At 73.2% G+C, this 13,195-nt stretch carries 11 protein-coding genes; 6 read left to right on the top strand and 5 right to left on the bottom strand.

Going from position 1 to position 13,195, the window contains the following annotated elements:
• The first annotated feature begins 227 nt into the window (after positions 1-227).
• Together D581_RS0127350 and D581_RS0127345 are read left to right on the top strand one after the other, a co-directional pair.
• Complete coding sequence (locus tag D581_RS0127350; RefSeq protein WP_026290957.1) at positions 228-821, top strand: RNA polymerase sigma factor; 594 nt, start codon at positions 228-230, stop codon at positions 819-821.
• Positions 818-2,290, top strand: a complete 1,473-nt coding sequence (locus tag D581_RS0127345; protein ID WP_018960340.1) for a zf-HC2 domain-containing protein — start codon at positions 818-820, stop codon at positions 2,288-2,290. The genes D581_RS0127350 and D581_RS0127345 overlap by 4 nt, the downstream gene beginning before the upstream one ends.
• 73 nt (positions 2,291-2,363) lie before the next feature.
• Here D581_RS0127345 and purU read toward each other — a convergent pair whose 3' ends face one another.
• Together purU and D581_RS0127335 are read right to left on the bottom strand one after the other, a co-directional pair.
• The gene (gene purU / locus D581_RS0127340) at positions 2,364-3,260 is read right to left on the bottom strand and encodes a formyltetrahydrofolate deformylase (protein ID WP_018960339.1); all 897 of its coding nucleotides are present in this window, start codon (positions 3,258-3,260) and stop codon (positions 2,364-2,366) included.
• A 28-nt stretch (positions 3,261-3,288) separates the two neighbouring features.
• Positions 3,289-3,735 (bottom strand): SCO4402 family protein, encoded by a 447-nt coding sequence (locus D581_RS0127335; protein WP_018960338.1) that lies wholly within the window; start codon positions 3,733-3,735, stop codon positions 3,289-3,291.
• A 174-nt stretch (positions 3,736-3,909) separates the two neighbouring features.
• Between D581_RS0127335 and D581_RS0127330 the strand changes: the two genes are divergently transcribed.
• Entirely contained in the window at positions 3,910-5,181 is a 1,272-nt protein-coding gene (locus tag D581_RS0127330; RefSeq protein ID WP_018960337.1) for an ABC transporter substrate-binding protein, read from the top strand.
• Between the two features lie 38 nt (positions 5,182-5,219).
• Here D581_RS0127330 and D581_RS01000000137795 read toward each other — a convergent pair whose 3' ends face one another.
• Both D581_RS01000000137795 and D581_RS0127315 read right to left on the bottom strand, forming a co-directional pair.
• Positions 5,220-6,956: a hypothetical protein gene (locus D581_RS01000000137795; protein WP_032753151.1), complete on the bottom strand. Its 1,737-nt coding sequence runs from the start codon at positions 6,954-6,956 to the stop codon at positions 5,220-5,222.
• Between the two features lie 187 nt (positions 6,957-7,143).
• On the bottom strand, positions 7,144-8,526 hold the full coding sequence (locus D581_RS0127315) for an NsdA family TPR-like regulatory protein (protein WP_026290956.1): 1,383 nt from the start codon (positions 8,524-8,526) through the stop codon (positions 7,144-7,146).
• A gap of 290 nt (positions 8,527-8,816) precedes the next feature.
• Between D581_RS0127315 and D581_RS0127310 the strand changes: the two genes are divergently transcribed.
• The 3 genes from D581_RS0127310 to D581_RS0127300 all read left to right on the top strand — a co-directional run bounded on the left by D581_RS0127310 (position 8,817) and on the right by D581_RS0127300 (position 12,097).
• A complete protein-coding gene (locus tag D581_RS0127310) occupies positions 8,817-9,503 on the top strand; it encodes a bifunctional DNA primase/polymerase (RefSeq protein WP_026290955.1) in 687 nt (228 codons plus the stop codon).
• Between the two features lie 84 nt (positions 9,504-9,587).
• Positions 9,588-10,463 carry an ABC transporter ATP-binding protein gene (locus tag D581_RS0127305; protein ID WP_026290954.1) on the top strand — a complete coding sequence of 292 codons (876 nt, stop codon included), beginning with the start codon at positions 9,588-9,590 and terminating at the stop codon, positions 10,461-10,463.
• On the top strand, positions 10,460-12,097 hold the full coding sequence (locus D581_RS0127300; protein ID WP_026290953.1) for a hypothetical protein: 1,638 nt from the start codon (positions 10,460-10,462) through the stop codon (positions 12,095-12,097). The genes D581_RS0127305 and D581_RS0127300 overlap by 4 nt, the downstream gene beginning before the upstream one ends.
• A 41-nt stretch (positions 12,098-12,138) precedes the next feature.
• On the opposite strand, the gene D581_RS0127295 is transcribed toward D581_RS0127300, so the two are convergent.
• Positions 12,139-13,032, bottom strand: a complete 894-nt coding sequence (locus D581_RS0127295) for an alpha/beta fold hydrolase (protein WP_018960329.1) — start codon at positions 13,030-13,032, stop codon at positions 12,139-12,141.
• Positions 13,033-13,195: the final 163 nt, after the last annotated feature.

Raw genomic sequence — 13,195 nt, 5'->3', positions numbered from 1 at the left:
GGCCGTTTCCGCTGCTCAGAGGGGACAGCAGGGCGACAGCGAGCGGACAGCAGGCGGACAGCGAGGCATCCGGGCCGAAAATCGACTACCGTCGTCGGCCACACGTCGCGGTAAGAGAGTTGCCGCAAAGGCGCGTGCGCCGCCCGCCCGGCGGACTACATTCGGTCCTCACGGGCACAGGGTGGGTCACGGAATCGGGTGGGACAGGGCCGGGGGCTGGGGGGTTCATGGCAAAGGAGACAGCACCCCGCTGGGACCGCAGGATGCAGCAGAGGCTGGCCTGCGGTGAGGCGGCGGCGCTCGGCGAGCTCTACGACCGGTTCGCGGCCCTCGTCCACAGCCAGGCGCACCGGATGCTCGACGACGAGGACGCCGCCGACCTGGTGACCCGCGAGGTCTTCGCCCAGGTCTGGGAGAACCCCGAGGCCTACGACCCGAAGCAGGGCTCGATGCGCTCCTGGGTGGCCCGCCTAACCCACCGCCAGTCCGTCCAGCGGCTGCGCCGCGCGGCGGCCTCCTCGTACGTGACGGAGCACGGCGAGGGCGCGGCGCCCGACCCGGAGGAGCTGGAGCAGCGGGTGCGCAGCGCCACGGCCGCCGCCCGCGCCGACTACATCGTCTCCTCGATGCCCGCGCCGCTGCGGCAGGCCCTGGAGCTGGCGTACATCCACCGCCGGGACTACCGGCAGACCGCCGCCGACCTCGGGGTGACCGAGGACGAGGCGCGCCGCCGGCTCCGGCTGGGGCTCCAACTGCTCTCCACCGCGAACACCCGCCCGCTCGAAGGGGCCTCGCCACCCGGTTACGGACGGGTCCGGTGAGCGGCGACGGACGCGAGAGCGGGGGAGGCGAGGAGGAGGTACGCGGCGCCCGCCGGATACCGGGCCCGCGCGGGGCGGCGGACGACCTCGACCTGGAGTCCGTACCGCGGTCTCCCCTGCCGCCGCCCGGATCGACGGCCCCGGACGAGGCCGTGCCGGAGCAGTCCGCACCGGAGCCGCCCGGGCCGGAGTCGTCCGGGCCGGAGTCGTCCGGGCCGGAACTGGCCGGACCGGAGCCGTCCGAACCGGAGCCGTCCGAACCGGAAGAGGCCCTCCCAGAACTGGCCGGATGGGAACAGTCCCTCCCGGAGCCGCTCATGACCTCCGCCTCCGCCTCCACCTCCACCTCCGCCTCCGCCTCGGGCATCGACCTCCCCCACCGGGTCCTCAAGGCCCTTCTCGGCGCCTGGGCGCTGTCCGCCTGTTCGGCCGAGGAGACCGCCGCCGTGGAGGACCACCTCACCGCGTGCGCCCCGTGCGCGGACGAGGCGCTGCGGCTGCGGGACGCGGTGGGGCTGCTGCACACCGACGGCTCCCTGGATCTCGATCCGACGCTCCGGTCCCGGGTGATGGACGGCTGCCTGGGCCGCCGGCCGGCCCGGATCCCGGTGCCGGAGTACGCCGCCCCGTACGACGCCGAGACCGCCCGGCTCGACGCTCTGCTCCGCGACATCGGCGACTCGGAGTGGCACGCGCCGGTGCGCCTGCGGTGGTTCGAGGAGGAGCGCGAGGTCAGCCGCAGGACCACGGTCGCCGGAGTGATCGGCCACCTGACGGCGGTCGACGGGCTGCTCTCCGCCGCGCTCGGCCTCGACGACCCGCTCGGCGGCGGCGAGGCGCCGCTGGACCCCACCGAGCGCACCGAGCGGCACTGGTCGGCGGCGCACCGGCCGCCCACCCGGGCCGTCCGTGAACCCTGGCGGGCCCAGAGCCACGACCTGATCCGCACGGCGTCCTTCGCCGGGCGGAACGTCGCCGAGACCTCCGTCTCCTACGGGGCCTTCGCCCTGCCGCTCCAGGACGCGCTGCTGGACCGCGCCTTCGAGTGCTGGGTGCACGGCGGGGACATCGCCGACGCCGTCGACTACCCGTACGAGGCCCCGTCGGCGGCCCATCTGCACCGGATGATCGACCTGGCGGCCCGGCTGCTTCCGGCCGCCATGGCGGGGCGCCGCCGCGCCGGACTGGCCGGACCCGCGAAGGACCTCGTCATGGCCGGAGCGCCGGGCCGCTCGGTCCATCTGGAGATCGAGGGCCACGGCGGGGGCGACTGGTACATCGCGCTGGACTCGCCGGCGGCCCTCGGCTCGCCCGAACGCACGGTGGCGCAGGTGGCCCTGGACGGGGTCGAGTTCTGCCGACTCGCCGCGGGCCACATCTCGCCCGTGGAAGCGGCGGCCGGCCAGGAGGGCGACCGCGAGGCCATCCGCGACGTACTGTTCGCGACGGCCTCGCTCAGCCGACTGTAGGTCCTACCGTCGGCTGTAGGTCCTACCGTCGGCTGTAGGACCCGCCGAACGGCGCCGGGTTCCGGAACAGCCCTTACGCGAAGATCACCGTACGGCGGCCGTTGAGCAGGATGCGCCGCTCCGCGTGCCACTTCACCGCGCGCGCCAGCGCCTGGCACTCCACGTCCCGGCCGATGGCGACCAGCTGGTCCGGCGTCACGCCGTGACCGACGCGCTCGACCTCCTGCTCGATGATCGGGCCCTCGTCGAGGTCGGCGGTGACGTAGTGCGCGGTCGCGCCGATCAGCTTCACCCCGCGCGCGTGCGCCTGGTGGTAGGGCTTGGCGCCCTTGAAGCTCGGCAGGAACGAGTGGTGGATGTTGATGATCCGGCCGCTCAGCTGCTTGCACAGGTCGTCGGAGAGGACCTGCATGTAGCGGGCCAGGACGACCAGCTCGACGTCCTCCTCGCGGACCAGCTCCAGCAGTCGCGCCTCGGCCTCCGCCTTGTTGTCCTTCGTCACCGGAAGGTGCCGGAAGGGGATGCCGTACGAGGCGACGAGCTCGGCGAAGTCCGTGTGGTTGGAGACAACGGCCGCGATCTCCACCGGCAGCGCCCCGGTGCGGGAGCGGAACAGCAGGTCGTTGAGGCAGTGGCCGAACCGGCTGACCATCAGCACGACCCGCATGCGCTCGGCGGGCCGGTGGATCTGCCACTCCATGCGGAAGGCCTCCCCGATCGCGGCGAAGCTGGCGCGGAGCTTGTCCACCGTCACGGTGGCGTCGGCCGAGAAGTGGACGCGCATGAAGAACAGACCCGTGTCGTGGTCCCCGAACTGCTGACTGTCCTCGATGTTGCAGCCGGTCATGAAGAGATAGCTCGACACGGCGTGCACGATGCCCTGTTTGTCGGGGCAGGAGAGCGTGAGGACGTACTGCTCGGTCGCGGCGGCGTCCGAGGCGGCGGAGGGGGCGGGCTGCGGCGCGGTCATCCTCGTAGGGTGCCACACCCGCCGTGTCTCAGGCGGTCCTGGTCATGATGCGGATGACGTCCAGCGAGCGGGGCGGTATGTCCGGATCCTCCGCGTCGTTGGTGGCGAGCATCACATGGGCCTCGCGGGCCGCGTGGACGGCCTCGGGCCAGCCGTGGTGCTCCAGATAGGCGGAGACGGGGGCGTCCGCCCCGACCTGGTGCATGATCCGCAGCACCCGCAGGGCGGCGGCGTCCACGGCGGCGGCCTCGGCGGAGTCCCTGAATATGGTGCCGACGTACTTCTCGGCGGACCAGTTGTCGAGCCAGGTGTCCTCGACCAGGCGGTACACGGCGTCGGTGACGTCCCCGTACCCTTCCCGGCCGGCGAGCCAGCACTCGTGGTGGAAGACGGGGTCGGAGAGCATGTGCAGCGCCGAGCGCACGTTGGTGCGCCAGCGCCACCACGGCATGTCAGTGAGCGGCATGCCGCCCATGGTGGAGGAGCGACGGCCGCGACGGGAAGAGTTCTCCGAACCTTGCTGCACGGTCGTCGATCGTACGTTCCTTCACCGCGCCTCCGCACGGGCCCCCGTAATTCACCTGGACGTCACCGTGCGTTGAGAACGGCACACCGCGCCGTTACCCGGGGCCCGGAAGTGTCCTGGTCCATGACCGGACGGCGACGCCTCACCTTTCCCCGCCCCTTCCCGGGCGTCATCAGCGCGGCGGCGGCGGGGGCGGTGCTGCTGTCCGGCTGCGGCGTGCTCCCTGGGGCCTCGGGGGGGGCCAGGGAGCCCGTCACCGTGATGACCTGGGCGCCCGACCGGTCGGAGGACATCAACGCGGTGAAGATGTCCGGGGTGCCCGCCATGGCGCAGACGTACGCGCGCTGGGTCAACGACACCGGCGGCATCGACGGGCGCGAGCTGAAGGTGGTCGTCTGCGACGAGGGCGACACCGCGATCGGCGCGGAGCGGTGCGCGCGGGAGGCCGTCGAGAAGAAGGTGGCCGCCGTCGTCGGCTCGTACAGCCGCCACGGCCAGAGCTTCATGCCGGCGCTGGAGGCGGGCGGCGTCCCGTACATCGGCGGCTACGGCGCCTCAACCGAGGAGTTCAGCAGTTACCTGTCGTACCCCGTCAACGGTGGCCAGTCGGCGCTGCTGGCCGGGCACGGACAGCAGTTGGGCGGCAGCTGCGAGCGGGTCTCGCTGGTGCGGCCCGACTCGATCGGCGGCGACGGCATGCCGCCGCTCCTGAACAACGGGCTGATGGCCGCCGACCGGCCCGCCTCCACCGACATCCTGGCCCCGCTGGACGCCACGTCCTACGACGAGCAGGCCACGCAGGCGCTGGAACGGTCCGACGGCGGCTGTGTGACGGCGGTGCTCGGCGCCCGTACGGAGACGTTCTTCGACTCCTTCCGCCGCCTGGAGCCGGACGGCGAGCAGGTCAGGATCTCCTCCGTGCTGGGCAGCGTCAGCCAGCCGCTCATCGACCGCACGGGCGGCCCGAACAGCCCCTTCGAGGGTGCCTACGTCACCGGCTGGTACCCGGACGCGAGGAACGCGCGCTGGAAGGAGATGCGCGAGGTGGTCGGTGAGTACGCCTTCGGGGACAACCGCATCGACCCGGACGACACCGCCGTGCAGACGACCTGGATCGCGTACACGGCGCTGCGGGCGGCCGTCCGGGCGATCGACGACGAGAAGGTCACACCGGGCCGGGTCGTGGCCGCCCTCAACCGGGGCGTCGAGGTCGACACCGGCGGCCTGACCCCGACGCTCCGCTGGCGCTTCGAGGACCTGGTGGGCACGTTGAGCTACCCGCGCATCGTCAACACGAAGGTGACGTTCCAAGTGGTTCGCGAGGGCCGGCTCACCGCCCAGAGGAAGGGCTTCGTCGACGTCTCGGACGCCCTGACGGACGCCCCGCGCAGCTAGGCCCTTTCGTTTGGATCGGGCCGGGCCCGGCCCGGGGCTCAGAGCTCGGTGACCCCGTGCTTGGTCAGGCCGTACTTCGCCGCGATCGCGTTCCAGAGCTTGGACGCCTCGCGCTTGGCCTGGGTGGCCACCCCGCTCTGCTGGTTGGCCTTGGCCGTCTCGCTCGTCGACCGGGCCTGGCCGCCCTTGCAGACGGACTTGTTCTTCTTGGCCTGCCGCGCCCAGGTCGCGTAGTGCTCGTCGGCCGCCGCCGAGGCCTTCCACGCCCGGTTCAGCGAGTCGGTCAGCTCCGCGTGCTGCGGGAGCTTGTCCACGGTCAGCCCTTCGAGCCGGGTCACCAGGTCGCGGCGCTGCTGGGCGGCGCCCTTGAGGTCGGTGTTGGCCCGGTCGAGGTCCTTGCAGGACTTGATCTTCTCGACCGCGCTGATCACCGCGGCCCGGCTGTTGTTGCTGTCGGCCAGCAGCTTGTCCAGCGCCTCGGCCTGTGGCTTCGCCGGATCGGGTGCCGCCTCGGCGGTGGGCTCCGTGGCCGCTGGTGAACTCTGCGAGGCGACCGGCTGCTTGTCGTCCTCACCAGGATCGTTGCCGCCGCTCAGCAGCGCGCCCGCGCCGAGTCCGATGACGGCGCAGCCCACGACGACCGCGGCGATCAGCGGAACATGCGCGGACCGCCGGCGCGGGGCGTCGCCGCTCGGCCGCGGGGCCGGCCCGTCCTGCTCCGCGCGGCCCTGGAAGCCCTGGAGGCCCGACTGGTAGCTCCCGGGCGCCTGCGGCGGCAACTGGCCGCCCTGGGGCGCCCGCTGGGGCTGGTGGGGCTGGTGGGGCTGGTGGGGCTGCTGGGCTTGCTGGGGCTGATAGCCCTGCTGCTGGTACGGGGGCGGGGGCTGCTGCCCGGCGTCGAACTGCGGCATCTGCTGCGTGGCGCCCGCGGGTCCCTCGGAACGGAACAGGTTGTCGAACTCCGCGGGCGGCTGCCGGTCCCCCGGCGCGCCCGGCCTGATCCCGTACGGGGCCCCTCCGGGCACCGGGGGTATGTACTGGGTCGCGTCGGCGTCCCCGCCGCCCTGCGAGGGCCCCACAGGGCTGGGACCGCCCGGGACGGGCGCGATGTACTGCGTGGCGTCCGCGTCCCCGCCGCCGCCCTGCGGGAGCCCCACGGGGCCGGGACCGCCCGGGACGGGCGCGATGTACTGCGTCGCGTCCGCGTCCCCGCCGGGAACACCCTGACCCCCCTGACCGCCCTGGGCGCCCGGCCCTGCCTCCGGCGGCAGCGGCTGCGCGTACGGCTGTGGTTGCTGAGGCTGCTGGTTCTGCTGGTTCTGCTGGTTCTGCTGGTGGGGGTACTGCTGCGGGTACGCGCCGGGCTGCTGCGGATGCTGCTGGTGCGGCAGTTGCTGCGGCTGCGGGTAGGAGCCGGGCTGCTGCTGAGGCTGCTGGTACGCACCCGGCTGCTGGGGCTGCTGATACGCCCCGGGCTGCTGGTACGCCTCCGGGCCCGGTGACTGCTGCGCGGGCGGCAGGGGCTGCGCGGGCGGGTAGCCGTAACCCGCGGCCGGCTGCTGCTGCGGTCCCGGCGGCCCCCACTGCCCGCCCCACGGCTGACCGCCCGCGGGCGCCGCCTGCTCGCCCTGCTGCCCGCCCTGCCCGCCCTGCCCGCCCTGCCCGGGCGCCCCGGGGGTCCAGGGGGCTCCGCCGTCGGCAGGCAGCACGACACCCTCGTGCGCGGGTCGTGCGGCGGGGAGCTCGTGCTCGCCGCCCTGTCCGCTCTGCGTCACCAGGACTCCTACGTGTGAACCTACGGAACCGTCGGCTCACGCTATCGGGTGGTCACCCGCCTCCGCCAAGCGCGTGGTGCCCCTCACGACCCCTTCACAGGGCCGGTAACACCCCGCCGCCCCGCGACGCTGTTAACGGCCGGACCGTCACGAACACGGCCCGGACCGCATCGGCGACCCCGTGCCCTCAAGCCGCCTGGAGCTCCAGCCGCTCGCCGAACTCCCGTACCGCGGGCTCCTCCCCGTAGGGCGCGAGCCGCTGCTGGAGGTCGTCGAGATACTCGGCGCCCCGGCTGGAGCGCACCGTCGACAGCAGCTCCATCGCCCGGGTGCCCGTCTGGCACGCCCGCTCCACCTCCCGCTGCTGCACCTGGGCCGAGGCCAGCAGCACCAGCGCGATGCCCCGGCGCCTGGCCCGGGTCTCCGGCAGCGCGGCCAGCGCCTCCTTCGCCCGCCGGGCCGCCTGCTCCGGCTGCCCCAGGTCCCGGTGGCAGTGGGCCAGTTCGTCCGCGAGGTAGCCCGCGTCGAAGTGCGCGATCCAGACCGGGTCGTCGCCCGACTCCGGGCTCGCCTGCTCCAGCGCGGCGACCGCCCGCCCCGACACCGCGTGGCAGGTCCTGGCGTCCCCGAGCAGCGCGTGCCCCCGGGCCTCCGCCGCGTAGAACATCGCCTGGGCGCGGGGCGTGACGTGCCCCCGGGCCCCTTCCTGCGCGGCACGGGCCAGTTGGGCGATCTCGCGGGGGTTGCCGAGCTGGGCGGCGAGATGGCTCATCGACGCGGCGAGCACATAACCGCCGTAGGCCCGGTCGCCCGCCGCCTGTGCGAGCCGGAGCGCCTGGATGTAGTAGCGCTGGGCGAGGCCGGGCTGGCCGGTGTCGACCGCCATGTAGCCGCCGAGCTCGGCGAGCCGGGCCACCGCACCGAACAGCTGCCGCCCCACCTGTTCGCGGTACGCCCCCGAAAGCAGGCCGGAGACCACGCTGTTGAGGTAGTGCACGAGCACCGGCCGCACATGGCCGCTGCCGAAGCGGTGGTCGAGGTCGGTCAACGCGGCGGTCATCGCCCGCACCGCCTCGACGTCGGACATCCCGACCCGGGCCCCCGCCGTCCGCTCGACCTGGGCGTCCGGGCCGGAGATCAGCCAGTCCCGGCTGGGTTCGACCAGCGCGGACGCGGCGACCGCCGACCCGGCGAGCAGATCGCGCCGGCCCACGTCGCTGCGCCACAGCTCGCAGACCTGCTCCACGGCCCCGGCGACAGTCGGCGCGTACTGGAGGCCGACGCCGGAGGCCAGGTTCTTGCCGTTGGCCATGCCGATCTCGTCGATCGTGACCGTACGGCCGAGCTTGCGGCCGAGCGCCTCGGCGATGATCCCCGGGGCCCGGCCCCGGGGCTGCTGTCCCCGCAGCCAACGGGCCACGGAGGTCTTGTCGTAGCGCAGGTCGAGACCCCGCTCGGCCCCGACCATGTTCACGCGGCGCGCGAGGCCCGCGTTGGAACAGGCGGCTTCCTGGATGAGCGTCTGGAGCCGTTCGTTGGGCTGGCGGGCTACGAGAGGCCTTGCAGCCATATGTCCCCCTGAAGCATCGGTTATGTGCAGTGATCGGTGGAAGGGATCACTGCCCGTCACATACTCAAGAAATGCGCATATTCCATCGGCATTCGGTACGGCCATGGCGCGTTGCTCCGTCGCGGAGGTCCGCGAGCGGCCCTGGGCGGCGGTCCTGGAGGTGGTTACCCGCCCTTCGGTGCGACGCCTCACGCGCGCCCCCACTCGTGCACCGATGCGCCCCGCGTGCGGGTTCGATGCGCCGGGCCCCGGTTCAGGGGAGGCCGTAACCCCAGGTGACGGCCGGAGTTGTGCACGGCGTGGAAGAGCCCATTGGAGTCACGGAAGCCGCACAGGTCCCTCAGCAGCGGGGCGAGCATCTGCTCGACGCCGCTGTGCGGTATGCGGAAGAGCGTCATTGGGACGTGTTCCCCGGCGCCTGGCTGGAGGCGGTGGGCGGCGGGGAGCGGTGTTCGTGCGGCGACGCCGGCTGCGCCCTGCCGGGGGCCCACGCGGACCGGCACGACTGGCCGAGCCGGGCGACCGGCAGCGGGGCCGCCGCCCGGCGCATGTGGAGCAGGCAGCCCCGCGCCTCGGTGCTGCTGCCGACCGGCCGGACCTTCGACGCGCTGGAGGTCCCGGAGTCCGCGGGGTTCCTGGCGCTGGCCCGGATGGAGCGGATGGACCTGACGCTGGGCCCGGTCACCCGCACACCCGACCGCCGGATGCTGTTCCTCGTGCTGCCGGGCGCCGCCGCCAAGACCTCCGACCTGGTGCGCGGGCTCGGCTGGAACGCCGAGGCGATCGATCTGACCGGCCTCGGCGAGGGCCACTACGTCGCCGCGCCGCCCACCCGGGTCGGCGCCCGGGGGGCCGTGCAGTGGGCCCGGAGGCCCACCCATGCCAACCGCTGGCTGCCCGATGTGGCCGAGCTGATCAGCCCGCTGGCGTACGCCTGCGCACGGGAGGCGGCCGACGCCCGTACCCGCGTTCCGTAGAGCGCCCGGACGGCGTCTCCGGGGGCTCCGGTCAGGCCTTTCGTAGGGTGGTCCCCACCTATGGGGATATCGAAAGGCTGTGCCATGCCGGACCGGGCAGATGCACGTACGAAGACAGGCGTGGAGACAGGCGCGGAGACAGACGCGGAGACAGACGCGGCGAAGGACCTGACGGCGGGCGGTGCCCAGGAGGCGCGGCCCGCCGTCCGCGTCCAGGGGCTGTGGAAGCGGTTCGGGGACCAGGTCGCCGTCGCGGGGATCGATCTGGAGCTTCCCGCGGGGAAGTTCGTCGGCTTGGTGGGGCCGAACGGGGCGGGCAAGACGACGACGCTCTCGATGGTCACCGGGCTGCTGCGGCCGGACATGGGGAAGATCGAGGTCGCGGGCCACGACGTGTGGACGGACCCGGTCGAGGTGAAGTCCCGGATCGGGGTGCTGCCGGAGGGACTGCGGCTGTTCGAGCGGCTTTCGGGGCGTGAACTGCTGGCCTACAACGGACGGTTGCGCGGCCTGCCGGGGGACGAGGTGGACAAGCGGGCCACCCAGTTGCTGGACGTGCTGGATCTCGCGGGCTCGCAGCACAAGCTGGTCGTGGACTACTCGACCGGCATGCGGAAGAAGATCGGGCTCGCGGCGGCGCTGCTCCACAACCCCGAAGTGCTCTTCCTGGACGAACCGTTCGAGGGCGTCGACCCGGTCTCGGCGCAGACCATCCGGGGCGTGCTGGAGCGCTACACCCGGTCCGGGGCGACCGTGGTCTTCTCCAGCCATGTGATGGAGCTGGTCGAGTCGCTGTGCGACTGGGTGGCCGTGATGGCGGCGGGCCGGATCAAGGCGCAGGGCACCCTGGCCGAGGTGCGCGGCGACGCCCCTTCGTTGCAGAGCGCCTTCCTCGAACTGGTCGGCGCGGGCGGCCGGGACGCCGGCGACTCCCTCGACTGGCTGGGCGGCTCCCGATGAGCGTGCTGGACGCCCCGGTCACCTCGGCCGCCCCCGCGGCGCCGGTGACGGGCCTGACCCCGATCTTCGTCCGGCTCAAGCTGACGCTGCTGCGCAACGGACTGCGGCAGTCCTCCGGGCGCAAGGCGGTGTTCATCACCTCCCTGGTCTTCACGCTGCTGCTCGCCGCGGGTCAGGTGCTCGGCCTGGTGCTGCTGCGCGGCAACGAGCACGCGGGCACCGTCGTGGTGCTGCTGACCGGTGTCGTGGCGCTCGGCTGGGCGGTGCTGCCGCTGTTCTTCCCCAGCGGTGACGACACCCTCGACCCGACCCGGCTGGTGATGCTGCCGCTGCGGCCGGAGCCGCTGGTCCGGGCCCTGCTGGTGTCCTCGATGATCGGCATCGGCCCGCTGTTCACCCTGTGCCTGGTGGCCGGTTCGGTCATCGCGTCGGCGCACGGGGCGGCGGGCGCGGTGTTCGCGGTGCTCGCGGTCCCGCTGACGATGCTGCTCTGCGTGGCGCTGTCCCGGGCGGTGGCCACGGCCAACGTCCGGCTGCTGAACTCCCGCAAGGGCCGCGACCTCGCGGTGCTCAGCGGGCTGGTGATCGCGGTGGGCATCCAGTTCGTCAACTTCGGCGCGCAGCGGCTCGGCCGGGCCGGCGGGCTGTCCGCGCTGGAACCGGCGGGCGACGTGGTCCGCTGGCTGCCCGGCGCCTCCGCAGTGGCGTCGGTGGACGCGGCCTCGGACGGCGCGTACGGGGTCGCCGTCGCCCAGCTCCTGATCACGGTGGCGGCCCTGGCGGCGCTGATGTGGATGTGGCGGCGGACCCTGGTGAGGCTGATGACCTCGCCGGACGGTTCGACCCTGGCGGCGGCGGAGCCGGCCCGTAAGGAGTCCGGCCGGGGCGGTCTGTCGGCGCTGTTGCCGGAGGGCCGCACCGCGACGGTGATGCAGCGCGGCCTGCGGTACGTGGCCCGGGACCCGAAGACCAAGGCGGCCTGGGTGACGGCGCTGGCGGTCGGGGCGATCGTGCCGCTGCTCAACGCGGTCCAGGGCACCGGCTCGGTCTACTTCGCCTGCTTCGCGGCCGGGATGCTCGGCATGCAGATGTACAACCAGTTCGGCCAGGACACCTCGGCCTTCTGGATGGTGGCGCTGACGATCTCCTCGCCCCGGGACGCGTACGTCGAACTGCGGGCGCGGGCGCTGGTCCTGCTGCTGCTCACCCTGCCGTTCACGCTGATCGTCTGCGCGGTGACGGCGGCGGTGATCGGTGACTGGCAGGCGCTGCCGGGGGCGCTCGGCCTGTCGTTCGCGCTGCTGGGCTCGATGCTGGCGACGGGCGCGGTGGCCTCGGCGCTGTTCCCGTACTCGATTCCGCAGGAGGGCGCGTTCAAGAACGTGGCGCCGGGGCAGGGCGGTCTGGCCTGGATCTCGATCCTCGGCGGCATGGTGGCCGCCGCGCTGCTGGCCGCGCCGGTGATCGTGCCGACCATCTGGATGCACGTCACGGACCGCCACGACGCGCTGTGGCTCCTGGTTCCGGGCGGGCTCGCGTACGGGGCGCTCGTCGGGTGGGCGGGGCTGCGGATCGCCGCGCGGCGCACGGCGGCCCGGCTGCCGGAGATCCTGGCGGCGGTCAGCAAGGGCTGAGCCGCCGACGACTTCGGCTCCGACTTCGGCTACGGCTACGGCTACGGGGAGACCGGTTCGCGGTCGTCCCGGTTGTCCTCGGCGACCTGTTCCAGGAAGGGTTCGACCGCGGCCCGCCAGCCCTCCGGCTGGTCGTAGTGGACGAGGTGGCCCGCGTCCACCACTTCCGCGTACTGGCCGCGGGGCAGGACCCGGACCATCTCCTGGGCCTCGGCGCGGCCCAGCTCCCCGTCGAGGCCGCGCAGCACCAGGGCGGGGCACTGGACCTGGGCCAGCTCCTCCCAGTGGGCGTCGAAGACCCAGGTGGCGCGGGTGCGGAGCATCTGGTGGCGGGAGAAGACGGGGCGCCAGCCGTCTTCCCGCTCGGCCATCACCTCCGCGTAGAACTCGCCGCGCGAGGGGTTCGGCCGCTCCACCCAGGGGTCGTCCTCGCCGAACCACTTCCGTACGTCGGCGAGAGTGGCGAAGGGCAGCGGCCAGGAGTCGAACCAGTCGCTCCACTCGCGCTGGGAGGCCGCCCCGAGGGCGGAGGCCCGCATGTCGCAGACGACGAGGGCGCGGACGAGGTCGGGGCGCTTGGCTGCGAGCTGCCAGCCCGTGAGCGCTCCCATGGCGTGGCCGACGACGGTGACGGGGCCGAGACCGAGCTGTTCGATCGCGGCCTCGGCGTCGGAGACGTAGGCGTCGCGGGTGTACGGGCCGTCGGCGGGCTTGTCGCTGCGGCCGTGGCCCCGCTGGTCGAGGCCGACCGCGCGGTGCCGTTCGGCCAGCCAGCGGGCGGTCGGGGCCCAGTGCGAGGCCCGGCCCATCAGCCCGTGCAGCAGTAAGACCCCGGGCGCGGTGTCCGCCTCCGCGCGCCCCTTGGGCGGATCGGCGAACTCCCATGCCGCGAGGCGTACGCCGTCGGTTCCGGTCACATCGATGCGCCGCACCATAGTCCTGGCACCCCCTTCTGGTCCTCGATCACCGTGTGGTCGCACCCCGCCAGACTATCGAACACTTATTCGAAAATGAGTTTCGCCACCGAAGACCCCACGTTCGAGTGACACCGGTCAAGGATTGATGCCGACCGGCCTGGGGAGATCTTCATCGGGAGGC

It is taken from the genome of Streptomyces sp. CNB091, from assembly GCF_000377965.1.
The sequence above is the reverse complement of the archived record's forward strand: the minus strand, read 5'-3'. Positions and strand labels throughout refer to the sequence as shown.

Excerpts from the sequence above, each read along its gene's own strand:
- D581_RS0127295 (WP_018960329.1), bottom strand. The coding sequence starts at position 13,032 with ATGGTGCGGCGCATCGATGTGACCGGAACCGACGGCGTACGCCTCGCG.
- D581_RS0127315 (WP_026290956.1), bottom strand. The coding sequence starts at position 8,526 with ATGGCTGCAAGGCCTCTCGTAGCCCGCCAGCCCAACGAACGGCTCCAG.
- purU (WP_018960339.1), bottom strand. The coding sequence starts at position 3,260 with ATGACCGCGCCGCAGCCCGCCCCCTCCGCCGCCTCGGACGCCGCCGCG.
- D581_RS0127350 (WP_026290957.1), top strand. The coding sequence starts at position 228 with ATGGCAAAGGAGACAGCACCCCGCTGGGACCGCAGGATGCAGCAGAGG.
- D581_RS0127300 (WP_026290953.1), top strand. The coding sequence starts at position 10,460 with ATGAGCGTGCTGGACGCCCCGGTCACCTCGGCCGCCCCCGCGGCGCCG.
- D581_RS0127305 (WP_026290954.1), top strand. The coding sequence starts at position 9,588 with ATGCCGGACCGGGCAGATGCACGTACGAAGACAGGCGTGGAGACAGGC.
- D581_RS0127330 (WP_018960337.1), top strand. The coding sequence starts at position 3,910 with ATGACCGGACGGCGACGCCTCACCTTTCCCCGCCCCTTCCCGGGCGTC.
- D581_RS0127335 (WP_018960338.1), bottom strand. The coding sequence starts at position 3,735 with ATGGGCGGCATGCCGCTCACTGACATGCCGTGGTGGCGCTGGCGCACC.